Annotated in this window: 24 protein-coding genes and 3 riboswitches; of the genes, 19 read left to right on the forward strand and 5 right to left on the reverse strand. The window is 41.5% G+C overall.

Features of this window, described 5'->3' with window-relative positions:
- The 4 genes from N8M20_RS04810 (at nucleotide 1) to pyrE (ending at nucleotide 3,877) form a co-directional block, all read left to right on the forward strand.
- On the forward strand, nucleotides 1-1,059 hold the full coding sequence (locus N8M20_RS04810; protein ID WP_261079274.1) for a UDP-N-acetylglucosamine--N-acetylmuramyl-(pentapeptide) pyrophosphoryl-undecaprenol N-acetylglucosamine transferase: 1,059 nt from the start codon (nucleotides 1-3) through the stop codon (nucleotides 1,057-1,059).
- A 9-nt stretch (nucleotides 1,060-1,068) separates the two neighbouring features.
- Nucleotides 1,069-2,277 carry a cell division protein FtsQ/DivIB gene (locus N8M20_RS04815; protein WP_261079275.1) on the forward strand — a complete coding sequence of 403 codons (1,209 nt, stop codon included), beginning with the start codon at nucleotides 1,069-1,071 and terminating at the stop codon, nucleotides 2,275-2,277.
- A 232-nt stretch (nucleotides 2,278-2,509) separates the two neighbouring features.
- Entirely contained in the window at nucleotides 2,510-3,205 is a 696-nt protein-coding gene (gene pyrF, locus N8M20_RS04820; protein WP_261079276.1) for an orotidine-5'-phosphate decarboxylase, read from the forward strand.
- A 39-nt stretch (nucleotides 3,206-3,244) separates the two neighbouring features.
- Nucleotides 3,245-3,877: an orotate phosphoribosyltransferase gene (gene pyrE, locus N8M20_RS04825; protein ID WP_261079277.1), complete on the forward strand. Its 633-nt coding sequence runs from the start codon at nucleotides 3,245-3,247 to the stop codon at nucleotides 3,875-3,877.
- Between the two features lie 61 nt (nucleotides 3,878-3,938).
- Here the strand turns inward: pyrE and N8M20_RS04830 are convergent, their stop codons facing one another.
- From N8M20_RS04830 to N8M20_RS04845, 4 genes are read right to left on the reverse strand one after another with little or no spacing between them, the layout of a single operon-like run.
- Nucleotides 3,939-4,805, reverse strand: a complete 867-nt coding sequence (locus tag N8M20_RS04830; RefSeq protein ID WP_261079278.1) for a cysteine ABC transporter substrate-binding protein — start codon at nucleotides 4,803-4,805, stop codon at nucleotides 3,939-3,941.
- Between the two features lie 11 nt (nucleotides 4,806-4,816).
- Nucleotides 4,817-5,575: an amino acid ABC transporter ATP-binding protein gene (locus N8M20_RS04835; RefSeq protein WP_125448134.1), complete on the reverse strand. Its 759-nt coding sequence runs from the start codon at nucleotides 5,573-5,575 to the stop codon at nucleotides 4,817-4,819.
- Nucleotides 5,576-6,253 carry an amino acid ABC transporter permease gene (locus N8M20_RS04840; protein ID WP_060806256.1) on the reverse strand — a complete coding sequence of 226 codons (678 nt, stop codon included), beginning with the start codon at nucleotides 6,251-6,253 and terminating at the stop codon, nucleotides 5,576-5,578. It lies immediately after the preceding gene.
- Entirely contained in the window at nucleotides 6,213-6,893 is a 681-nt protein-coding gene (locus N8M20_RS04845; protein WP_261079279.1) for an amino acid ABC transporter permease, read from the reverse strand. Before N8M20_RS04845 ends, N8M20_RS04840 begins: the two co-directional genes overlap by 41 nt.
- Before the next feature lie 215 nt (nucleotides 6,894-7,108).
- On the opposite strand from N8M20_RS04845, the gene lctO reads away from it, so the two are divergent.
- The 11 genes from lctO (at nucleotide 7,109) to thiE (N8M20_RS04900) (ending at nucleotide 16,617) form a co-directional block, all read left to right on the forward strand.
- A complete protein-coding gene (gene lctO / locus N8M20_RS04850) occupies nucleotides 7,109-8,245 on the forward strand; it encodes an L-lactate oxidase (protein WP_000120723.1) in 1,137 nt (378 codons plus the stop codon).
- 148 nt (nucleotides 8,246-8,393) lie between these two features.
- Nucleotides 8,394-8,482, forward strand: a riboswitch (TPP riboswitch).
- Nucleotides 8,483-8,688: 206 nt separating this feature from the next.
- A complete protein-coding gene (locus tag N8M20_RS04855) occupies nucleotides 8,689-9,357 on the forward strand; it encodes a TenA family protein (RefSeq protein WP_261079281.1) in 669 nt (222 codons plus the stop codon).
- A gap of 129 nt (nucleotides 9,358-9,486) precedes the next feature.
- A complete protein-coding gene (thiM, locus tag N8M20_RS04860) occupies nucleotides 9,487-10,269 on the forward strand; it encodes a hydroxyethylthiazole kinase (protein ID WP_261079283.1) in 783 nt (260 codons plus the stop codon).
- A 1-nt stretch (nucleotide 10,270) separates the two neighbouring features.
- The gene (thiE, locus tag N8M20_RS04865; RefSeq protein WP_261079284.1) at nucleotides 10,271-10,900 is read left to right on the forward strand and encodes a thiamine phosphate synthase; all 630 of its coding nucleotides are present in this window, start codon (nucleotides 10,271-10,273) and stop codon (nucleotides 10,898-10,900) included.
- Nucleotides 10,901-11,112: 212 nt separating this feature from the next.
- A riboswitch (TPP riboswitch) is annotated at nucleotides 11,113-11,201 on the forward strand.
- 157 nt (nucleotides 11,202-11,358) lie between these two features.
- On the forward strand, nucleotides 11,359-11,919 hold the full coding sequence (locus tag N8M20_RS04870) for an ECF transporter S component (protein ID WP_000915274.1): 561 nt from the start codon (nucleotides 11,359-11,361) through the stop codon (nucleotides 11,917-11,919).
- Nucleotides 11,920-13,305, forward strand: a complete 1,386-nt coding sequence (locus tag N8M20_RS04875; protein WP_261079285.1) for an ATP-binding cassette domain-containing protein — start codon at nucleotides 11,920-11,922, stop codon at nucleotides 13,303-13,305.
- A 1-nt stretch (nucleotide 13,306) separates the two neighbouring features.
- Entirely contained in the window at nucleotides 13,307-13,957 is a 651-nt protein-coding gene (locus N8M20_RS04880; RefSeq protein ID WP_261079286.1) for an energy-coupling factor transporter transmembrane component T, read from the forward strand.
- A 10-nt stretch (nucleotides 13,958-13,967) separates the two neighbouring features.
- On the forward strand, nucleotides 13,968-14,660 hold the full coding sequence (gene tenA, locus N8M20_RS04885; RefSeq protein WP_261079287.1) for a thiaminase II: 693 nt from the start codon (nucleotides 13,968-13,970) through the stop codon (nucleotides 14,658-14,660).
- A gap of 4 nt (nucleotides 14,661-14,664) precedes the next feature.
- Entirely contained in the window at nucleotides 14,665-15,189 is a 525-nt protein-coding gene (gene thiW, locus N8M20_RS04890) for an energy coupling factor transporter S component ThiW (protein ID WP_261079288.1), read from the forward strand.
- Nucleotides 15,189-15,992 (forward strand): hydroxyethylthiazole kinase, encoded by an 804-nt coding sequence (thiM, locus tag N8M20_RS04895; RefSeq protein WP_261045935.1) that lies wholly within the window; start codon nucleotides 15,189-15,191, stop codon nucleotides 15,990-15,992. Before thiW ends, thiM (N8M20_RS04895) begins: the two co-directional genes overlap by 1 nt.
- The gene (gene thiE, locus N8M20_RS04900; RefSeq protein WP_261079289.1) at nucleotides 15,985-16,617 is read left to right on the forward strand and encodes a thiamine phosphate synthase; all 633 of its coding nucleotides are present in this window, start codon (nucleotides 15,985-15,987) and stop codon (nucleotides 16,615-16,617) included. Before thiM (N8M20_RS04895) ends, thiE (N8M20_RS04900) begins: the two co-directional genes overlap by 8 nt.
- A gap of 159 nt (nucleotides 16,618-16,776) precedes the next feature.
- On the opposite strand, the gene thiD is transcribed toward thiE (N8M20_RS04900), so the two are convergent.
- Nucleotides 16,777-17,568 (reverse strand): bifunctional hydroxymethylpyrimidine kinase/phosphomethylpyrimidine kinase, encoded by a 792-nt coding sequence (gene thiD, locus N8M20_RS04905; protein ID WP_261045928.1) that lies wholly within the window; start codon nucleotides 17,566-17,568, stop codon nucleotides 16,777-16,779.
- A gap of 83 nt (nucleotides 17,569-17,651) precedes the next feature.
- Nucleotides 17,652-17,749: riboswitch (TPP riboswitch) on the reverse strand.
- A 183-nt stretch (nucleotides 17,750-17,932) separates the two neighbouring features.
- On the opposite strand from thiD, the gene N8M20_RS04910 reads away from it, so the two are divergent.
- From N8M20_RS04910 to spxB, 4 genes are all read left to right on the forward strand, one after another.
- Entirely contained in the window at nucleotides 17,933-18,328 is a 396-nt protein-coding gene (locus tag N8M20_RS04910) for a CopY/TcrY family copper transport repressor (protein WP_261079290.1), read from the forward strand.
- Between the two features lie 10 nt (nucleotides 18,329-18,338).
- Nucleotides 18,339-18,710 (forward strand): cupredoxin domain-containing protein, encoded by a 372-nt coding sequence (locus N8M20_RS04915; protein WP_176139053.1) that lies wholly within the window; start codon nucleotides 18,339-18,341, stop codon nucleotides 18,708-18,710.
- A 9-nt stretch (nucleotides 18,711-18,719) separates the two neighbouring features.
- Nucleotides 18,720-20,963: a heavy metal translocating P-type ATPase gene (locus N8M20_RS04920; RefSeq protein ID WP_261079291.1), complete on the forward strand. Its 2,244-nt coding sequence runs from the start codon at nucleotides 18,720-18,722 to the stop codon at nucleotides 20,961-20,963.
- Between the two features lie 310 nt (nucleotides 20,964-21,273).
- Nucleotides 21,274-23,049 carry a pyruvate oxidase gene (spxB, locus tag N8M20_RS04925; RefSeq protein ID WP_033681403.1) on the forward strand — a complete coding sequence of 592 codons (1,776 nt, stop codon included), beginning with the start codon at nucleotides 21,274-21,276 and terminating at the stop codon, nucleotides 23,047-23,049.
- Nucleotides 23,050-23,220 lie beyond the last annotated feature (171 nt).

Genomic DNA, 23,220 nt, shown 5'->3' on the forward strand with positions numbered 1-23,220 from the left:
ATGAAAAAAATTGTCTTTACAGGTGGGGGGACGGTTGGACACGTTACCCTCAATCTTTTGTTAATGCCCAAGTTCATCGAAGATGGTTGGGAAGTCCACTATATCGGGGACAAGCGTGGTATTGAACACCAAGAAATCCTCAAGTCAGGCTTGGATGTCACTTTCCACTCCATTGCGACTGGGAAATTGCGTCGTTATTTCTCTTGGCAAAATATGCTGGATGTCTTCAAAGTTGGCTGGGGAATCGTCCAATCGCTCTTTATCATGTTGCGACTGCGTCCACAGGCCCTTTTTTCAAAGGGAGGCTTTGTCTCAGTGCCGCCTGTTATCGCAGCACGTGTGTCAGGAGTGCCTGTCTTTATTCACGAATCTGACCTGTCTATGGGCTTGGCCAATAAAATCGCCTATAAATTTGCGACGAAGATGTATTCAACCTTTGAACAAGCTTCGAGTTTGTCTAAGATCGAGCATGTGGGAGCAGTGACAAAGGTTTCAGACCAAAAAAATCCAGAACCAGATGAATTGGTGGATATTCAAACCCACTTTAATCCTAAATTGCCAACTGTATTGTTTGTCGGTGGTTCTGCAGGCGCTCGTGTCTTTAACCAATTGGTGACAGACCATAAGAAAGAGTTGACAGAGCGCTATAATATTATCAATCTAACTGGAGATTCTAGCCTGAACGAGTTGAGCCAAAATCTTTTTCGTGTTGACTATGTGACCAATCTCTATCAACCTTTGATGGAATTGGCTGACATTGTTGTGACGCGTGGTGGTGCCAATACGATTTTTGAGCTCTTGGCCATGGCAAAATTACATGTCATTGTGCCACTTGGTCGTGAAGCTAGTCGTGGTGACCAGATTGAAAATGCAGCCTACTTTGTAAAAAAAGGCTATGCAGAAGAGCTTCAAGAAAGCGATTTGACCTTGGACAGTTTGGAAGAGAAGCTTTCTCACTTACTAAGTCACAAGGAAGACTATCAAACCAAGATGAAGGCTTCTAAGGAATTGAAATCTCTAGCAGATTTTTATCAATTGTTGAAAAAAGATTTATCATAAGGAAAGTAAATGTCAAAAGATAAGAAAAATGAGGGCAAAGAAATCCTCGAAGAATTGAAAGAGTTATCAGAATGGCAGAAACGAAACCAAGAATATCTAAAAAAGAAGGCTGAAGAAGAGGCGGCCCTAGCTGAGGAGAAGGAAAAGGAAAGACAAGCTCGAATGGGAGAAGAATCTGAGAAATTAGAGGACAAGCAGGATCAGGAGAGTGAAACAGACCCAGAAGATGAAGAATCAGCTAAGGAAGAGTCTGAGGAAAAAGTAGAAGCCCCAGAGGGTGACAAAGGGGAAGAAGCGATAGAAGAATCGGGGTCTAAAGAGGACGAGTATCAGGATAAAAAGGCTACAAAAGAAAAAACAGCCAAAGCAAAGATTCCTGGCATCCATATCTTGCGAGCTCTAACGATTTTATTTCCAAGTCTGCTTTTATTGATTATCTCTGCTTACTTACTCAGTCCTTATGCGACCATGAAGGATATAAGTATTGAGGGAACGGTACAAACTACGGCTGATGATATCCGACAGGCTTCAGGCATTCAGGATACGGATTATACGATTAACCTTCTGCTAGACAAGGCAAAATATGAAGAGCGGATCAAGTCTAACTATTGGGTTGAATCAGCTCAGCTTGTTTATCAATTTCCAACCAAGTTCACTATCAAGGTCAAGGAATACGATATTGTTGCCTACTATGTTTCTGGTGAAAATCATTATCCTATTCTTTCCAGCGGTCAGCTTGAGACTAGTTCTGTGAGTTTGGTCAGTCTACCAGAAACTTATTTATCAGTTCTCTTTAATGACAGCGAACAAATCAAGACCTTTACGTCAGAACTTTCTCAAATTAGCCCAGAACTCAAGGCGGCTATCCAAAAGGTGGAACTAGCCCCAAGCAAGGTGACATCAGATTTAATTCGATTGACTATGAATGATTCGGACGAAGTCTTGGTTCCTCTATCTGAAATGAGCAAGAAACTTCCATACTACAGTAAGATTAAGCCACAATTGTCAGAACCAAGTGTGGTCGATATGGAAGCTGGAATCTACAGCTACACTGTAGCGGATAAATTAATTATGGAAGCTGAGGAAAAAGCCAAAAAAGAGGCCGAAGAAGCTGAGAAAAAGCAGGAAGAAGAACGTAAACGTTTAGAAGAAGAACAGAAAAAACAAGAGGAAGAGAGCAATCGAAACCAAACAAATCAACGTTCATCGCGTCGCTAGGTTTAACTTTTCTTCTATAGCTCTTTAGTTAGCATGTTTTTACTTGACAAGTGCTAGTAGAAATAATAGAATAGTAAAAAACCTTTAAAGCAGTCCAGAGAGGCAGCTAAGGTTAGACGGTGAAAGGGTGGAGACTACCCATTTTTCGTGGAACCTTGCTGTTGGCAGGTTCCTTTTTTCGTGGTTTCTGTTGCCCAGACTCTCTCACTAGCAAAGGTAAAAGGAGAAACCTATGCGAGAACATCGTCCAGTCATTGCTCTTGATTTTCCTAGTTTTGAGGCGGTCAAGGAATTCTTAGCCCTTTTTCCAGCAGAAGAAAGCCTTTATCTTAAGGTAGGGATGGAGCTTTATTACGCAACGGGGCCTGATATTGTGTCTTACTTGAAAGGCTTGGGCCATAGTGTCTTTTTGGATCTCAAGCTTCATGACATTCCCAATACAGTCAAGTCAGCCATGAAGGTCTTGTCTCAGCTTGGTGTCGATATGACCAATGTTCATGCGGCTGGTGGTGTAGAGATGATGAAGGCTGCGCGTGAAGGTCTTGGAAGCCAAGCCAAATTGATCGCAGTCACTCAGCTGACATCAACGTCGGAATCCCAGATGCAGGATTTTCAAAATATCCAAACCAGCCTGCAAGAGTCTGTGATTCATTATGCTAAGAAGACAGCTGAAGCGGGATTAGATGGTGTCGTTTGCTCGGCTCAGGAAGTTCAACTTATCAAGCAGGCCACCAATCCAGATTTTATCTGTCTAACACCAGGAATTCGTCCTCAGGGAGTTGCTGTTGGAGACCAAAAACGTGTGATGACGCCAGCAGATGCCTATCAAATCGGTAGTGACTATATCGTAGTGGGACGTCCCATTACCCAAGCTGAAGATCCTGTTGCAGCTTATCATGCCATCAAGGATGAATGGAACCAAGACTAGAATTAAAGAAATAGATTATAAAAATAAAAGGAGAAGACCATGACACTTGCTAAAGATATCGCTAGCCACCTCTTGAAAATTCAAGCCGTTTACCTCAAACCAGAGGAGCCTTTCACTTGGGCATCTGGTATTAAATCGCCGATTTATACTGACAACCGTGTGACGCTTGCCTATCCAGAAACTCGTACTCTCATTGAAAATGGTTTTGTGGATGCTATTAAAACAGAATTTCCAGAAGTAGAAGTGATTGCAGGAACTGCGACAGCTGGGATTCCACACGGAGCTATTATTGCTGATAAGATGGACTTGCCATTTGCCTACATCCGTAGTAAACCAAAAGACCACGGAGCTGGTAACCAAATCGAAGGCCGCGTGGCTCAAGGGCAAAAAATGGTAGTGGTTGAAGACCTTATTTCAACTGGTGGTTCTGTTCTTGAAGCCGTAGCAGCAGCTAAGCGAGAAGGAGCAGATGTGCTTGGAGTTGTAGCAATTTTCAGTTACCAATTGCCAAAAGCAGATAAGAACTTTGCGGATGCTGGCGTGAAATTGGTGACACTTTCAAACTATAGTGAGCTCATCCACCTAGCCCAAGAAGAAGGTTATATCACACCAGAAGGATTGGATCTCCTAAAACGCTTTAAAGAAGACCAAGAGAATTGGCAAAATGCCTAAAACATAGAAAATCAGGTAGTCACTAGGATTACCTGATTTCTTTTTGTGATTTCATTGAGTGTTAATCAACTTTTCCACCTTCAACAACAAGGTCATCTGCCTTAGCAGCGTCACCGTAGGTTGGGTGAAGTGTTTTTTCATAGGCCTTGTGGAAGAAGTTTTCCTTACCTAATTTTTCAATATCTTTATTGATGAAGTCTAGCAATTCTTGGTTGCCTTTTTGAACTGCTGCTGCGATGGTATCTGGATCACCGAGGGAAGTAATACCGACTTCAAATCCTTTATTTTCAAGCGCCCAAGCTAGGACTTCCGTATTGTCAGTAGAGAAGGCATCTCCACGTCCGTCAAGAAGGGCTTGGTAAGAGTCACTGTATTGGTCATATTTTTGGAGTTTGATTTCTGGATGATTTTTTTCAAAATAAGTCTCAGCAGTCGTTCCTTTTGTAACAATCAAGGTTTTGCCTTCAAGTTGTTTGACATCTGTAATGAGACCAGTCTTAGGTGATACGACACCGAGAGAAACTTTCATGTAAGGAAGGGCAAAATCAACTTGTTTCTTACGTTCATCTGTCACTGTAAAGTTGGCAAGAGTAATATCTACCTTGTTTGAAATCAAGTATTCAGCACGATTGGCAGCGTCGACGGAAACGTATTTAACCTTCACACCAAGGTCTTGTGCTAGTTGATTACCAAGTTCGATATCGTAGCCTTGGTAAGAACCATTATTGTCAACGTAACCAAACGGTTTCTTGTCTCCAAATACGGCGATTCGTAGCTCACCGCTTTTTTTAATTTCATCAATTGTGCGAGCCTTGGCAGTGATTTTACCAGACGATGAGCCAGCATTTCCACCAGAGCTACAAGCTGTGACAAAGATAAGGGCAAAGGCAAGTGCCAAAACAGTTAAGAGTGGTTTGAGTAGTTTCATAAAAATCTCCTTTATAGATATGAGCCAAATTGGCTAAAGTCAAAGACGTTTAAAAATTCCTGAGCTCGTTTGGTCTGTGGATTTGTAAAGAAGGCTTGAGCCGTTCCTTCTTCAGCGATTTTCCCTTGGTCGAGGAAGATAATTCGATCTGCAATAGCTTGGGCAAACTGCATTTCGTGAGTTACTAAAATCATAGTGCGACCTTCTTGAGCCAAGTCATTGATGAGTTCCAGAACCTCACGCACCATTTCTGGATCCAGCGAAGCCGTCACTTCGTCAAAGAGGATAATTTCTGGATGCATGAGCAGGGCACGGACAATCGCAACCCGTTGCTTCTGTCCACCAGACAATTGACGGGCAAAGCTATGTTGTTTATCAAGCAATCCGACACGCTCTAGTAATTGCAAAGCTTCCTCTGTTACTTCTTTCTTATCCCTTCCCTGAGCCTTGATAGGACCTAGGATGAGGTTTTGTAGGACATCTAGATGTGGAAAGAGTTCATAGCTTTGAAAGACCATGCCAATCTTTTGGCGAACTAGGTGAAAGTCTTTTTGATTGCCAATAATGGACTGGCCATCTAGAAGAATATCTCCACCTTGAATGCTTTCTAAGCCATTGAGGCAACGAAGGAGGGTACTTTTTCCACAACCAGATGGCCCTAGGATGACCACAACTTCCCCTTTTTTGATATCTAGAGAAAGACCTTGGAGGATAGGATTGTCTCCGAAGGATTTTTTTAGTTCCTTGATTTCTAAAATTGTTTCAGACATTTAGTTCCTCCAATGTTTTTCTAAGTGTGTGGATAGTTTGGAAATAGGAAAGCAGACTGCAAAATACAAGACCAGAATGGTTCCATAAATCCAAAAGGAAGCAGTTGGGATAGTCAAGCGATTGCTATCGATGATTTGCTGTCCAACCTTGGTCACTTCCACAACCCCAATCAAAACAACCAAGGAAGTGGTTTTAATCATCCGAGTGACAAGATTGATGGCTTGTGGTAGCAGTCTTCTCAAGACCTGTGGGATGATGATGTGGTAGTAAAGTTGAACATTGGTCAAGCCGAGCGCCTGTCCACTTTCAAACTGATGTTTAGGGAGAGAAGTGATGGCTCCACGGACCAAGTCCCCCATTTCAGCTGTTCCCCAGAGGGTAAAAACGATAATAGCAGAAGTCTCACCTGAGATATTGATATTAAAGTTTCGAGCCAAGCCGAAATAAACGATGAAGAGCAACACCAGCTGGGGCATGATACGGATAAATTCTAGATACAATCGTGTCAAAAATCGCACGATTCTAGAATGGGAGGTCATGATGATTCCCATGACTGTTCCGAACATCATGGATAAGAGGACAGACAGGATAGAAATCCCAATCGTAACGCCCAAACCCTGTAAGATACGCAGGAGATTATTTCCCTGAAAGAGTACTTGGATTCCCGAATCCTGCATGGCGGAGCCTCCTTTCTATCCAGCTAAAGACCAGTGAGATGGGCAGCAGCATAATCAGGTAAGCAATTACCAACATAGCTAGCGCAATGTCTGTCTCATAGTAGAGCCCAATCAAGTCCTTGGCGACGTACATGAGGTCTGCCAAAGCCACTGCTGAGAAAACAGAGGTTTCCTTGATGAGGAAAATGACATTGGCACTAAAAGACGGTAGGGCCACCGCTGTTGCTTGCGGAAGAACCACATAGCGAAATACCTGTACAGGTGTCAGACCGATGGCTAATCCAATCTCGTGCTGGGTTTGACTGACGGCTTCCAGGCCACTTCGGAAAGATTCTGCCATATAGGAGCCTCCTAAAAAGACCAGTCCTAAAGTGGCACAGACTTCTGAAGATAGGACAATCCCTACTCTAGGAAGTCCGAAGTAGAGAAAGAAGAGTTGAATCAAAAGTGGCGTATTACGTGACAATTCAATGTAGGCTGTCGCTACTTGCGCCAAAACAGGGATTCGATAATGTCGGATGATACTAACGAGTAAACCAAGCAGAAAGGATCCCAAAATTCCCCAAACTGCAATATGCAAGGTTAGAAAGAATGCCTTTTGATATAGTGGTAGATATTGTTCAACAATGGACCAATCCAAAAATAGAACCTCCCATCTAGAAATAATACAGTTATTGTAGCACTTAAAATCTCCTTTGGATAATATCTATTTTTTATTGCCCTTATAAGGATTTTTTATCATAGACATAAAATTTCTGAAATTTCCAAACAAAATATTTGAAAAATTTTGAAAAAAGAGTTAAGATATTTTTGTAATATACAAAGTAAACGCTTACTTATTAAGGAGGGCATTTTATGTCATACAAAACAAGCAATGCAGAAGGTCATGTAGATTTCATCAATACCTATGATTTGGAGCCAATGGCGCAACAAGTTATTCCTAAAGCAGCCTTTGGCTATATCGCTAGCGGGGCGGAAGATACTTTCACTTTGCGTGAGAATATTCGTGCCTTTAACCACAAACTCATCGTTCCTCATACACTCTGCAATGTAGAAAATCCAAGTACAGAGATTGAATTTGCAGGTGAAAAATTGTCTTCACCAATCATCATGGCGCCTGTTGCGGCTCATAAATTGGCAAATGAACAGGGTGAAGTGGCGACTGCGCGTGGTGTGCATGAGTTTGGTTCCCTCTATACAACCAGTTCCTACTCTACTGTCGATCTCCCAGAAATTACAGAAGCCCTTCAAGGGACACCTCACTGGTTCCAATTTTACTTTAGTAAAGATGACGGGATTAACCGCCACATCATGGACCGTGTGAAGGCTGAAGGTTATAAAGCGATTGTCTTGACGGCAGATGCGACTGTAGGGGGCAATCGTGAGGTGGACAAGCGCAATGGTTTTGTCTTCCCAGTTGGCATGCCGATTGTTGAAGAATATCTGCCAGAAGGTGCTGGTAAATCAATGGACTTTGTTTACAAATCAGCTAAACAACGCTTGTCTCCACGTGATGTAGAATTCATCGCTGAATACTCAGGACTTCCTGTTTATGTCAAGGGACCACAATGCCGTGAGGACGTTGAACGTTCGCTTGCTGCGGGAGCATCTGGTATCTGGGTAACCAACCATGGTGGCCGTCAAATCGACGGTGGACCAGCTGCCTTTGACTCACTTCAAGAAGTAGCTGAAGCAGTTGATAAACGCGTGCCAATTGTCTTTGATTCAGGTATTCGTCGTGGTCAACACGTCTTTAAAGCCTTGGCTTCAGGAGCAGACTTGGTAGCTATTGGTCGCCCGGTTATCTATGGCTTGGCTCTCGGCGGTAGTGTTGGTGTGCGTCAAGTCTTTGAGCATTTGAATGCGGAATTGAAGACAGTTATGCAATTGTCTGGAACTCAGACTATTGAAGATGTTAAACACTTTAAACTTCGTCATAACCCATACAACCCAACCTTCCCAGTTGACCCACGCGACTTAAAATTGTATTGATAAAACAGCTTGCCTCCACTGAATGTGGAGGTTTTTCTTCGTCTATAGGAAGAATAAATCACCATTAAAAACAATATACATATATTTTCTAATCAAATATCTTGCTAGGGCTTTCATTTTTTGCTATACTGGTGCAGTAATTAAATAATAAAGACATTTGGGGTGCTTTAGGCTGAGATGATACCCATTGAACCTGATACAGTTAAGACTGGCGAAGGGAAATGTGAACAGTTTTTTTCGTATGGCGAAATGAACAATCTAATCTTGTAAGCTAAACTCTAATTCTTGATTGTAATTGGAGTTTTTTTGTTTATTAAAAGAGGATAGGCTTGTTTAGGTAGCCCTCTGCAAATGCCCTCGATTTTCTTTAAAAAGGTCAAGTAAAACTAGGATTTTCTTGATGTTTTGTTGATTACGAACGAGTAAAGAGAGGAAAAGTAAATATGGAAACACAAGACTATGCATTTCAGCTAGGTTTGACTGTTGGAGAATTATTAAAAAGCAGTCAGAAGGATTGGCATGCTGCAATCAATCATCGTTTTGTTAAGGAACTTTTTGCGGGGACAATTGAGAATAAGGTCTTAAAAGAATACCTGATTCAAGATTATCACTTCTTTGATGCCTTCTTATCCATGCTGGGTGCTTGCGTAGCCCACGCAGACCAGCTTGAATCTAAGCTTCGTTTTGCCAAGCAACTAGGCTTTCTTGAAGCAGATGAAGACGGTTATTTTCAAAAGGCTTTCAAAGAGTTAAAAGTATCTGAGAATGATTATCTGGAAGTGACCTTGCATCCTGTAACAAAAGCCTTTCAGCAGCTTATGTATTCTGCTGTGTCTTCATCAGACTATGCCCATCTTTTGGTCATGCTGGTCATTGCAGAAGGTCTCTATTTAGACTGGGGTTCTAAAGATCTGCCTCTACCTGAATCCTATATTCATTCGGAATGGATTAATCTACACAGAGGTCCTTTCTTTGCAGAGTGGGTTCAATTTCTGGTTGACGAACTCAATCGTATCGGAAAAGGTCGAGAAGATTTGACAGAACTTCAGGAACGCTGGAATCAAGCGGTCGCTTTAGAATTAGCCTTTTTTGATATTGGTTATGACGCCTAGAGAAAGTTTAGGATGTTGACAAATTTGATGAGGTAAATCATTCAATGTAAATGAAAAAAATTTCTTAACGAAAGATAGAGATAAATCGAAATCAGTAGATCGTATAAAGTGAAAAGGAAGGATTTCAATATGACAAGTTTAAAATTATTAAAAGAAAAAGCACCATTGGTAATCTGTATTACCAATGATGTTGTAAAAAATTTCACAGCAAATGGATTAGTAGCACTGGGTGCATCACCAGCCATGAGTGAATTTCCAGCAGATTTAGAGGATTTGTTAAAGTATGCTGGTGGTTTATTAATAAACATAGGAACATTGACAGATGAAAATTGGAAATTATACCAAGCTGCTCTGAAAATTGCAGAGAAATATAATGTCCCAGCAGTTTTAGATCCTGTAGCCTGTGGAGCAGGAGAATATAGAAAAAAAGTAGCAGATGATCTAATCAACAATTATAAACTAGCAGCGATTAGGGGAAATGCTGGCGAGATTGCCTCTTTAGTAGGGATAAATGTGGCATCTAAAGGAGTAGATAGTGCGGGCGTAGATAATATTGACGAAATCGCTCTAGCAGCAAACGCTAAGTTTCATATTCCAATAGTAGTAACAGGTGAAGTGGATGCTATTGCGGTTAATGGAGAAGTGGTAACGATTCATAATGGTAGTGCCATGATGCCAAAAGTTATTGGGACAGGATGCTTATTAGGTGCTGTAGTAGCAAGCTTTATCGGACTTGAAAAAGGTCAAGAATTAAAATCATTAGAAACAGCAATGTTGGTTTACAATATCGCTGGAGAAATGGCAGAAAAACGCCCCAATGGGCATCTTCCTGGAACATTTAAAGTTGAATTTATAAATGCCTTATACGAGATTACAGATGAAGATGTAAAGGAATTCAAAAGAGTGAAGTAAAATGTTTCATAAAGAATTACTAAAACTATATTTTATTTGTGGAACGACTACTTGCCAAGGAAAAGATCTATATACGGTCGTTGAGGAAGCCTTAAAAGGTGGTATAACCTTATTTCAATTCCGTGAAAAAGGTGAGGGAGCCCTGAAAGGTATAGAAAAAGTCGAACTAGCAATAAAACTACAGGCTCTTTGTAAAAAATACAATGTTCCGTTTGTTGTTAATGATGATATTGATTTGGCGATGGAAATTGACGCTGATGGCGTACATGTAGGACAAGATGACCTTGGAGTTGATGAAATTAGAAAATTGATGCCAGATAAAATAATTGGTCTTTCTATAAAAAACGAGAAAGAATTTCAACAATCAAAAGTTGAATATGTAGATTATGTTGGTGTTGGTCCTGTATTTGATACCCAGTCAAAAGATGATGCTGGTGGTGCTATAGGTTATGAAGGTCTTAAATTGATGAGAAAACTATTACCACAAATGCCCTTAGTTGCAATTGGTGGGATACAGACGCAACATATTAAAGACATTATGAAGACCAATGTTGACGGCGTTTCAATCATTTCAGCAATATCGTATGCAAAAAATATAGAAAAAACTGTTCGAGAAATGAGTGAACAATAGCTATCAATTTTCCTTGGATTCTGAGGGAGTAGGATTTTCTTTTTTCTAAAAAGCTATGTTCAGATTTAGCTCAAATGGCTAATCTATCAAACAAGACATTTGTTTTTTGCAAAAGAAAGATCTACTGTCTTTTTGAGTACAAGGCTGTATTTCCAGTTCAATTTCTTGAACTAGAATAAATCGTTTGTTAAAATAATTATATAATTAAATAATAAAGACATTTGGGGTGCTTTAGGCTGAGATGATACCCATTGAACCTGATACAGTTAATACTGGCGAAGGGAAATGTGAAAAGTTTTTTTCGTATGTCGAAAAGAACTGTCTAATCTTGTAAGCTAAACTCTAATTCTTGATTGTAATTGGAGTTTTTTTGTTTATTAAAAGAGGATAGGCTGGACGTTAAGCCTTTCGGTAGCTCACCTTGTATGCCCCACTTGTCTTTGAAAAAGGAGTTTTTTATGTTGAAAAAATGGCAGTTAAAAGATGTTATCTTACTTGCTTTCTTGTCTATCTTTTTTGGTGGCGTTTTTGTAGGATCTGGCTATCTGTTTGATATCCTCACTCTGATTTTAGCCCCTCTTGGCTTGCAGGCCTTTGCCAATGAAATCCTCTTTGGTCTCTGGTGTATGGCTGCGCCCATTGCGGCCATCTTTGTTCCAAGAGTGGGAAGCGCAACGATTGGTGAAGTGCTAGCTGCGCTTGCTGAAGTCCTTTATGGTAGCCAATTCGGTCTAGGTGCCCTTTTGTCTGGCTTGGTTCAAGGTTTGGGAAGTGAACTTGGTTTTATCGTAACCAAGAATCGCTATGAAAGTTGGCTCTCTCTAACTGCCAATAGTATTGGGATTACGCTTGTTAGCTTTGTCTATGAATACATTAAGTTAGGATATTACGCCTTTTCACTTCCATTTGTACTTTCCTTGTTTGTGGTGCGCTTTATTTCTGTCTTTTTCTTCTGTACCATCTTGGTTCGTGCCATTGTCAAACTTTATCATCAGTTTGCAGCTGGGGGCAAGGCATAGATGGGGCTGGAATTAAGGGAGATTCAGTCCCCAATTTTTTCGGAACCGATTGATTTTACTTTTCATGCGCAAGCCTTTACCTTGTTAGTTGGGAGCAGTGGTTCAGGAAAATCGAGTCTCTTTCAAATGATTGCCCAAGTCAGTTTTCTTCCCTATAGCGGTCAAGTCCTGATAAATGGGAGCGAGGTCAGTCAGCTTTCTATCATCGAACGTGTCCAGACGGTTGGTATCCTCTTTCAAAATCCCAATCATCAATTTACCATGGAGAACTTGTTTGAGGAGCTGGTTTTTACCTTGGAAAATATTGGGCATCCCGTTCAGGAAATTGATTCTAAAATAGCAGAGGTGGTCCAGCAATGTCGCTGCAAGGCAATCTTGCACCGTCCCATTCATCACTTATCAGGTGGGGAAAAGCAAAAGGCTGCACTGGCAGTTCTCTTTGCTATGAATCCTAGGGTCTATCTCTTGGATGAGCCCTTTGCTTCCATTGACCGCAAGAGTAGGATAGAGATATTGGAGATTCTAAAAGAGTTAGCTTCTAATGGGAAGACAGTTATTTTGTGCGACCATGATTTAACGGACTATGAAGCCTATATCGACCATATGGTGGAGCTAAGAGATGGGCAACTAAGGGAAGTGTTTCAAATCCCTACCTCTGATATGACCCAGGTTACTTCAAAGGAAGTTGCTTCTAGCCCAGAACTATTCCACATGGATAGAGCAACTTGTGAGCTGGATAAGCGTCCCCTCTTTTCAATTGCGGATTTTACATTCTATCAAGGAATTTCCTGTATCTTGGGTGACAATGGTGTCGGGAAATCAACCCTCTTTCACTCCATTCTTCAATTTCAAAAGTATAAGGGGCGCATTACTTGGAAGGGTTCGGTTCTAAAAAAGAAAAAGAGTTTGTACCGTGACCTGACGGGTGTTGTTCAGGAAGCTGAGAAGCAGTTTATCAGAGCCAGTCTGCGAGAAGAGCTGCAATTAGATGGACCTGATTCTGAAAGAAATCAGCGGATACTTCAAGCTTTACAATATTTTGATCTGGAGCAGGCACTTGATAAGAGTCCTTATCAATTAAGTGGTGGCCAGCAAAAGATTCTTCAGCTCTTGACCACCTTGACTAGTAAGGCTTCTGTGATCTTGCTAGATGAACCTTTTGCTGGTTTGGATGATAGAGCTTGCCATTATTTTTGTCAGTGGATTGTGGAGGAGAGAAATCAAGGAAGAAATTTTCTGATCATTAGCCATCGTTTGGATCCCTTGATCTCTGTGGTTGATTATTGGATTGAGATGACTAGTCAGGGTCTCAGTCATGTGAAAGAAGTAACCATTACCAAACCTCTCCCATCTCTGAACAATGATACTCAAGGGGAGGTGAGATAGTATGGTCAAAGTAGCAACCCAGACACCGATTATCAGTCTCTTCTTGCTGATTTTATCCTTGGAAACATCTTTCATTCCTTCGATTGCTCTGAATCTTTCGGTAGTCGCATTTTGTATCCTCTTTATGCTCTATTACCGTCGATTTAAAGTATTGGCTTGGATGATTCTGCTCGCCATTTTGCCATCCTTTGCCAACTACTGGGCAGTTCAGTTACATGGTGATGCTTCGCAGGCAGTCATGCTTGGAACGAGGGCCTTTGTGACCGTTTGTATTGGTCTTGTTTTTGTTTCCTCTATTTCCCTAAAAGAGCTTCTCTTGTACTTGGCTCAAAAGGGGTTATCACGCTCTTGGTCCTATGCCTTGATTGTGGTATTCAATTCCTTCCCCCTCATTCAGCAAGAAATCAAGTCTCTCAAGGAAGCTTGCCTATTACGCGGTCAAGAACTGCATTTTTGGTCTCCCTTGATTTACAGCAAGGTTCTGATGACAGTCTTTAGATGGCGCCATCTTTACCTGAGAGCTCTATCGGCGCATGGATATGACGAACATGCACAGGTGGAGAATCGCTATCGGACTTTTTATATTCCTCAAAGGACACTATTCATCTACCTGCTTTTCTTTTTATTGCTTCAAACCAGTCTATTTTTATAAAGGAGTTATTATGGAATTTACAGATATTGCGATGGAATTATCCAAGGAAGCTTGGCAGGCTTCCTTTCATCATCCCTTTATTTTACAGTTGCAAGAGGGAAATTTAGACCCTGCAATTTTCCGCTATTACTTGATTCAGGATGCCTACTATCTGAAGGCCTTCTCAGAAGCCTATCACCTCTTGGCTGATAAGACTTTGAATGAGGAAATGAGAAGACTCTTGAAACAACATGCTCAGAGTCTAGTGGAAGGTGAGTTGTTTATCCGCCAACAATTTTTCAAGGAGTTGGAAATCAGCGATCAGGAAATGGATGAGTATCCAATCGCGCCAACTTGCTATCATTATATCTCTCACATTTATCGTCAATTTGAAGAAGCAAATCTAGCCATTGCTTTTGCAAGCTTGCTGCCTTGTCCTTGGTTATACCATGATATAGGTAAATCACTTAATCTTAAACCATCACCAAATCCTCTCTACCAACAATGGATTGAAACTTATATTACGGATGAGTTGGAGCAGCAGATCAGAGAGGAGGGAGCGCTGGTCAATCAACTCTATCGAGAAAGTGACGAGACAGACAGGAAAAAAATGCTAGATGCCTTCCACATCAGTGTTCATATGGAAGCTAAGTTTTGGGAAATGGCCTATCAACACCAGACATGGAAGAGCGATTTACAGTCTTTAGAAACAGGAGAAGAATAGAAACATGAGAAAGCACCAATTACAAGTTCACAAATTAACCATTTTATCCATGATGATTGCCCTTGATGTAGTTCTTACGCCTATCTTTCGGATTGAGGGAATGGCACCGATGTCCAGTGTAGTCAATATTCTAGCAGGAATCATGATGGGACCTGTTTATGCCTTGGCTATGGCTACAGTGACAGCCTTTATCCGTATGACGACTCAAGGGATTCCACCTTTAGCTCTCACAGGAGCGACTTTTGGAGCCCTTCTAGCAGGTCTCTTTTATAAGTATGGTCGAAAATTTTACTTTTCTGCCTTGGGAGAAATTTTGGGAACAGGTATTATTGGTTCTATTGTTTCCTATCCTGTTATGGTACTCTTTACAGGATCGGTTGCAAAGCTTAGCTGGTTTATCTATACTCCTCGATTTTTCGGAGCAACCTTGATTGGTACAGCGATTTCCTTTATTGCCTTTCGATTTTTAATCAAGCAGGAATTCTTTAAAAAAGTGCAGGGATATTTCTTTGATGAAAGGATAGACTGATGCAGGCATTTACAAATCCCTTTCCTCTGGAAACGACTTCCCTCATTCACTGCATTACCAATGAGATTTCTTGTGAGATGCTAGCAAATGGGATTTTGGCTCTGGGATGTAAACCAGTTATGGCAGATGATCCCCGTGAGGTTCTTGATTTTACTAAGCAAAGCCAGGCACTCTTCATCAATTTGGGGCATTTGTCAGCTGAGAAGGAAAAAGCAATCCGTATAGCAGCTTCTTATGCAGACAAAGTTTGTCTCCCAATGGTAGTAGATGCGGTTGGCGTAACGGCTTCATCCATTCGTAAGAGCTTAGTTGAAGACCTTTTAGACTATAGACCTACGGTCCTTAAAGGAAATATGTCAGAAATTCGAAGTCTTGTTGGCTTAAAACACCACGGAGTTGGGGTCGATGCGAGTGCTAAAGATCAAGAAACTGAGGATTTACTTCAAGTCTTGAAAGACTGGTGTCAGACCTATCCAGGTATGTCATTCTTAGTCACAGGCCCCAAGGACCTCATCGTTTCGAAGAATCAGGTCGCTGTATTGGGAAATGGCTGTGCAGAATTAGACTGGATAACAGGAACAGGAGATTTGGTTGGAGCTTTAACAGCTGTTTTTCTCAGCCAAGGAAAGACTGGCTTTGTAGCTTCGTGTCTAGCGGTCTCTTATCTCAATATCTCTGCGGAGAGAATAGTTGTTCAAGGAATGGGATTGGAAGATTTTCGATACCAAGTTCTCAATCAGCTTTCGCTCCTCAAAAGAGATGAAAACTGGCTAGCCGCTATCAAAGGAGATATTTATGAATAGAGAGGCGCTTAGACTGTATCTGGTAACCAACCGCTACCAAGATTCCTTGGAAAGCTTTCTTGAAAAGATTGAGACGGCTTGCCGTTCAGGGGTTACCATAGTCCAATTACGAGAAAAAAATCTCACAACCAATCAATATTATCAACTGGCAAAAAAAGTCAAGGAAATAACAGATGCCTATCAGGTACCCTTGATAATCGATGATCGTTTGGATGTTTGTCTTGCAGTTGATGCTGCTGGTCTGCATATTGGAGACGATGAACTACCAGTTTCGGTTGCCAGACAAGTCTTGGGCCCTGACAAAATACTTGGTGTCACAGCTAAAACTGTAAAAAGAGCCCTCGAGGCAGAAGAAGGAGGGGCGAATTACTTGGGGACAGGAGCCATTTTCCCGACTACGACCAAGGAAAATGCACCCATCACTCTGATTTCAACCTTGAAGACAATTTGCCAAAGGGTTGCCATTCCAGTAGTTGCTATTGGCGGCTTGACATCAGAGAATATTGACCAACTTGCCGCAACTGGCATAGCTGGAGTAGCTGTAGTGCGTGATTTGATGCAGGCAGAAGATATTGAGGCAAAAACACAAGCTTTTTTAACAAAGTTGGATGACATTATTTTCTAATTAATACTCAATGAAAATCAAAGAGCAAACTAGGAAGCTAGTTGCAGGTTGCTCAAAGCACAGCTTTGAGGTTGCAGATAAAGCTGACATAGATTGAAGAGATTTTCGAAGACTATAAAAACTCTCTAATTCCCTTAAAGTGGGAACTAGAGAGTTTTTTTAATCTTTAAAGCTTGTATGGTTGACTGGGCCAGAACCATGACCGAGTTGAGGGGCGTCTTGGATGGCTTTCGTGATAAAGGCCTTGGCTTTATCGACTGCTTGATAGAGGGTTTTCCCCTTGGCTAGTTCAGCAGTAATCACTGCAGCAAAGGTACATCCAGTACCATGTGTATGACAGGTTTGAATTCGTGGACTTTCCCAGACAAATTGGTCATCCTTGGTAAAGAGGAAATCTTTGGCACCGCCTTCGAGATGACCACCTTTGATGACAACAGACTGAGGACCAAATTCTTTTAAAATCAGGCGACCGGCACGTTGCATGTCTTCGGAATCATGGATTGAAAAACTAACAATCTCTTCTGCCTCAGGAAGATTGGGTGTGATAATGGTTGCAAGTGGAAGCAGATTTGTTTTTAGGTAGGTTCTGGCACTGGTATCAATCAGGGTGTCTCCGCTCGTAGCGACCATAACAGGGTCAAGAACGTAGGGACAATCCAGCTTTTTAAGATAGGGCTGGATGATTTCCATAATTTCGGTAGTTGCCAACATCCCAGTTTTTACAGCCTGAGGCTTGATATCCGAAAAGACGCTCTCCAATTGGGCTTTCAACATTTGAGGAGAAACGTGCTCGATCAATTGAACGCCTCGGGTATTTTGAGCGACAAGACTTGTCACAACAGCCATTCCATAGACATCTCTAGCTTGGAATGACTTCAAGTCAGCCATAATGCCAGCACCACCGCTAGGGTCAGTCCCTGCAATGGTCAAAGCAACGGGTAAATAAGTCATCTAAAACCTCCCAACCAACTGAAGTTTGTATTCTTAAGAACAAGCTGGTCTGTTTTAGAAAGGTAATAGAAGACTGCTAGTCCACATTATCATTTCCACTTCCATCAGCTAGCATTACCTAGATTGAGTCAAAGGGTCTAACAGTTGTTAATCTCAGCTTTACGCACCCCTAGTGGTTGTTTTCTTTTTTCTTTAGTATAGCATATTTTTATAGTTTATATAGTAAAAATTGACTGCAAATCCTTTATCAAATGATTAAAATTCAATTTTTCAAAGAAAAGATTGATTTTATAATTGACAAATGTAGATTTTTGGAGTATACTAACAATTGTAATTGACAAATGTAGATTTTGGAGGTGTGATTATGCAGATTTCAGATGCAGAATGGCAGGTCATGAAGATTATTTGGATGCAAGGTGAACAGACCAGTACGGATTTGATCAGGGTTCTGGCTGAGCGATTCGACTGGTCCAAGTCAACCATTCAGACTCTTTTGGCTCGTTTGGGTGAGAAAGAGTGTCTGACAAGGAAAAAAGAAGGCAAGTTCTTTGTCTATTCAGCCCTTTTAACTTTGGACCAAAGTCGGGATTTACTTGTCCAAGATATCAAGGACAAGGTTTGTTCTCGTAGGATTAAGAACTTGTTAGCTGATTTGATTGCTGAATGTGATTTTACTCAGGCTGACTTGGAAGACTTGGAAGCTGTGATTTCTGAGAAGAAATCAAGCGCTGTGACAGAAGTAAAATGTAATTGTATGTAAAGGAGACGTCATGTTAAATAGTATTGTAACCATTGTTTGTATTGCCCTTATCGCGTTTATCTTGTTTTGGTTTTTCAAAAAGCCTGAAAAATCTGGACAAAAGGCCCAGCAAAAAAACGGCTACCAAGAGATTCGAGTGGAGGTCATGGGGGGCTATACGCCTGAGTTGATTATCCTCAAGAAATCAGTGCCAGCCCGCATTGTCTTTGATCGCAAGGATCCTTCACCTTGTTTGGATCAGATTGTTTTTCCAGATTTTGGTGTACATGCAGACTTGCCTATGGGTGAAGAGTATGTAGTGGAAATCACACCTGAGCAGGCTGGAGAATTTGGCTTTGCTTGTGGCATGAATATGATGCACGGCAAGATGATTGTAGAATAGGAGAATGATATGACTGAAATTGTAAAAGCAAGTCTTGAAAATGGTGTTCAAAAAATCCGTATCACGGCAGACAAAGGCTACCATCCAGCTCATATACAGCTTCAAAAAGGGATTCCAGCTGAGATTACCTTTCATCGAGCAACTCCTTCAAACTGTTACAAGGAAATTCTGTTTGAAGAAGAAGGCATCTTGGAACCAATCGGCGTAGATGAGGAGCAAGTCATTCGTTTTACACCTCAAGAATTAGGTCAACATGAATTTTCTTGTGGTATGAAGATGCAAAAGGGAAGTTATACAGTTGTTGAGAAGACTCGAAAATCTCTATCACTTTTACAGCGTTTTTGGATTACTAGTATCTTTACTGTGCCTCTTGTAATCCTCATGATTGGGATGTCGACAGGAGGAATTAGTCACCAAGTCATGCGTTGGGGCACCTTTTTAGCCACAACACCGATTATGCTAGTAGCAGGTGGTCCTTATATCCAAAGTGCTTGGGCTAGTTTTAAAAAGCACAATGCCAACATGGATACCTTGGTTGCTCTGGGAACCCTAGTGGCCTATTTCTATAGCTTAGTTGCCCTCTTCGCTGGCCTCCCCGTTTACTTTGAAAGTGCTGCATTTATCTTCTTCTTCGTTCTTATGGGAGCCGTTTTTGAGGAGAAAATGCGGAAAAATACTTCCCAAGCTGTGGAGAAATTACTTGACTTGCAGGCTAAAACTGCAGAAGTCTTGCGTGAGGATAACTATGTTCAAGTCCCTTTGGAGCAAGTCAAGGTAGGTGACCTGATTCGAGTGCGTCCCGGTGAAAAGATTGCGGTTGATGGTGTCGTAGTAGAAGGTATCTCTAGTATTGACGAATCCATGGTGACAGGTGAGAGTCTGCCTGTGGACAAGACAGTTGGAGATACTGTCATTGGCTCAACTATCAATAATAGCGGAACACTTGTTTTTAGAGCAGAAAAAGTTGGTTCAGAGACTGTTTTGGCTCAGATTGTGGATTTTGTGAAGAAAGCTCAGACAAGTCGTGCGCCGATTCAGGACTTGACGGATAAAATTTCAGGCATTTTTGTCCCAGCAGTTGTCATTTTAGGGATTGTGACCTTTTGGGTTTGGTTCGTCTTGCTCAGGGATAGTGTAGTCGTGCTTGGAGCGAGCTTTGTGTCTTCGCTTCTCTATGGAGTAGCAGTTCTGATTATTGCCTGCCCTTGTGCATTGGGACTTGCAACACCGACAGCCCTTATGGTGGGGACAGGTCGCAGTGCCAAGATGGGAGTTCTCCTCAAAAATGGAACGGTTCTACAGGAAATCCAGAAAGTCCAAACCATTGTCTTTGATAAAACAGGGACTTTGACTGAAGGGAAACCTGTGGTCACAGATATCATCGGCGACGAAGTAGAAGTGCTTGGATTGGCAGCTTCCTTGGAAGAAGCTTCTCAACACCCACTGGCTGAAGCCGTTGTGAAACGAGCGAGTGAAGCTGGACTTGAGTTTCAAACTGTTGAAAATTTCCAAGCCTTGCACGGAAAAGGTGTCTCAGGGCAAATCAATGGAAAACAAGTTTTGCTTGGAAATGCTAAAATGCTGGATGGCATGGATATTTCTAGCACTTATCAAGAAAAACTAGAAGAACTAGAAAAAGAAGCTAAGACAGTTGTTTTCTTGGCTGTGGACAATGAAATCAAAGGCTTGCTTGCTCTGCAAGATATTCCTAAGGAAAATGCTAAGCTTGCCATCAGTCAGTTGAAAAAACGAGGTCTTAAAACAGTCATGCTGACAGGAGGCAATGCAGGTGTGGCGCGTGCTATTGCAGATCAGATTGGAATCGAAGAGGTCATTGCAGGTGTCTTACCAGAAGAAAAAGCCCATGAAATCCATAAACTACAAGCGACTGGAAAAGTAGCCTTTGTTGGTGATGGTATCAATGACGCTCCTGCCCTCAGTGTAGCAGATGTGGGGATTGCTATGGGAGCTGGAACAGATATCGCCATCGAGTCAGCAGATTTGGTGTTGACAACTAATAACCTCCTAGGAGTGGTTCGTGCCTTTGACATGAGTAAGAAAACCTTTAATCGAATTCTGCTCAATCTTTTCTGGGCCTTTATCTACAATGTCGCCGGAATTCCGATTGCAGCAGGAGTCTTTTCTGGTGTTGGACTGGCCCTCAATCCAGAACTGGCAGGTCTAGCCATGGCCTTTAGTTCTGTATCTGTTCTGACCAGTTCACTCTTACTAAACTTTAGTAAAATAGACTAAAAGCGAGCTTGCTCGCTTTTTATACTCTTCAAACCACGTCAGCTTTATCTGCAACCTCAAAGCTGTGCTTTGAGCAACCTGCGGCTAGCTTCCTAGTTTACTCTTTGATTTTTATTGAGTATTATAAAACAGAAACTAAAAACGTTTGCAAACTGTACTGTAATAGAGAATAAAAACTTCTGAGCAGATTCTTAGTAAAGTCAAAATAAATGTGATAAATTAGTAGTGTAAAAATTTACTGAAACGTTTTCAAAAACTATATGAAACCTTTTTTAGTAGATTTAAAAATATTTGAAGGAGAGTTATCATTATGACTCAAGGGAAAATTACTGCATCTGCAGCAATGCTTAATGTATTGAAAACATGGGGCGTAGACACAATCTACGGTATCCCATCAGGAACACTCAGCTCATTGATGGACGCTTTGGCTGAAGATAAAGATATCCGCTTCTTGCAAGTTCGCCACGAAGAAACAGGTGCTCTTGCAGCGGTTATGCAAGCTAAATTCGGCGGCTCAATCGGGGTTGCAGTTGGTTCAGGTGGTCCAGGTGCGACTCACTTGATTAACGGTGTTTACGATGCAGCTATGGATAACACTCCATTCCTAGCGATCCTTGGATCACGTCCAGTTAACGAATTGAACATGGATGCTTTCCAAGAATTGAACCAAAACCCAATGTACAACGGTATCGCTGTTTACAACAAACGTGTAGCTTACGCTGAGCAATTGCCAAAAGTTATTGACGAAGCTTGCCGTGCTGCAGTTTCTAAAAAAGGTCCAGCTGTTGTTGAAATCCCAGTAAACTTCGGTTTCCAAGAAATCGACGAAAACTCTTACTATGGATCAGGTTCATACGAGCGTTCATTTATCGCTCCTGCTTTGAACGAAGTTGAAATTGACAAAGCTGTTGAAATCTTGAACAATGCTGAACGTCCAGTTATCTATGCTGGTTACGGTGGTGTTAAAGCTGGTGAAGTGATCACTGAATTGTCACGTAAAATCAAAGCACCAATCATCACAACTGGTAAAAACTTTGAAGCTTTCGAATGGAACTATGAAGGTTTGACAGGTTCTGCTTACCGTGTTGGTTGGAAACCAGCCAACGAAGTGGTCTTTGAAGCAGACACAGTTCTTTTCCTTGGTTCAAACTTCCCATTTGCTGAAGTTTACGAAGCATTCAAGAACACTGAAAAATTCATCCAAGTGGATATCGACCCTTACAAACTTGGTAAACGTCACGCCCTTGACGCTTCAATCCTTGGTGACGCAGGTCAAGCAGCGAAAGCAATCCTTGACAAAGTGAATCCAGTTGAATCTACTCCATGGTGGCGTGCAAACGTTAAGAACAACCAAAACTGGCGAGATTACATGAACAAAATCGAAGGTAAAACTGAGGGTGAATTGCAATTGTACCAAGTTTACAATGCAATCAACAAACATGCTGATCAAGACGCTATCTACTCAATCGACGTAGGTGACACTACTCAAACATCTACTCGTCACCTTCACATGACACCTAAGAACATGTGGCGTACATCTCCACTCTTTGCGACAATGGGTATTGCCCTTCCTGGTGGTATCGCTGCTAAGAAAGACAATCCAGATCGCCAAGTATGGAACATCATGGGTGACGGTGCATTCAACATGTGCTACCCAGACGTTATCACAAACGTTCAATACGACCTTCCAGTTATCAACGTTGTCTTCTCAAATGGTAAATATGCCTTCATCAAGGACAAATACGAAGACACAAACAAACACTTGTTTGGTTGTGATTTCCCTAATGCTGACTATGCGAAAATCGCTGAAGCTCAAGGTGCTGTAGGATTTACAGTTGACCGTATCGAAGACATCGATGCAGTTGTTGCAGAAGCTGTTAAATTGAACAAAGAAGGTAAAACTGTTGTGATTGATGCTCGCATCACTCCACACCGTCCACTTCCAGTAGAAGTACTTGAATTGGATCCAAAACTTCACTCAGAAGAAGCAATCAAAGCCTTCAAGGAAAAATACGAAGCAGAAGAACTCGTACCATTCCGCCTCTTCTTGGAAGAAGAAGGTTTGCAATCACGCGCAATTAAATAATTTCTCTCGTCGAAAATCAAAGATAAATTTATAGACTTCTTTATTAGATTACTGCCGACGATTCCATCATTGAAACCATAAATTTCAATGATGGAATCTAGTGTGGAGCCTAGAAAAAGTCCCAAAGGATTTTTCGTAGTTTGATGAGCAAAGATTTGCCATCAAACTTGG

The organism is Streptococcus mitis (assembly GCF_946190275.1).
GTDB classification, from domain to species: Bacteria; Bacillota; Bacilli; order Lactobacillales; family Streptococcaceae; genus Streptococcus; species Streptococcus mitis_DC.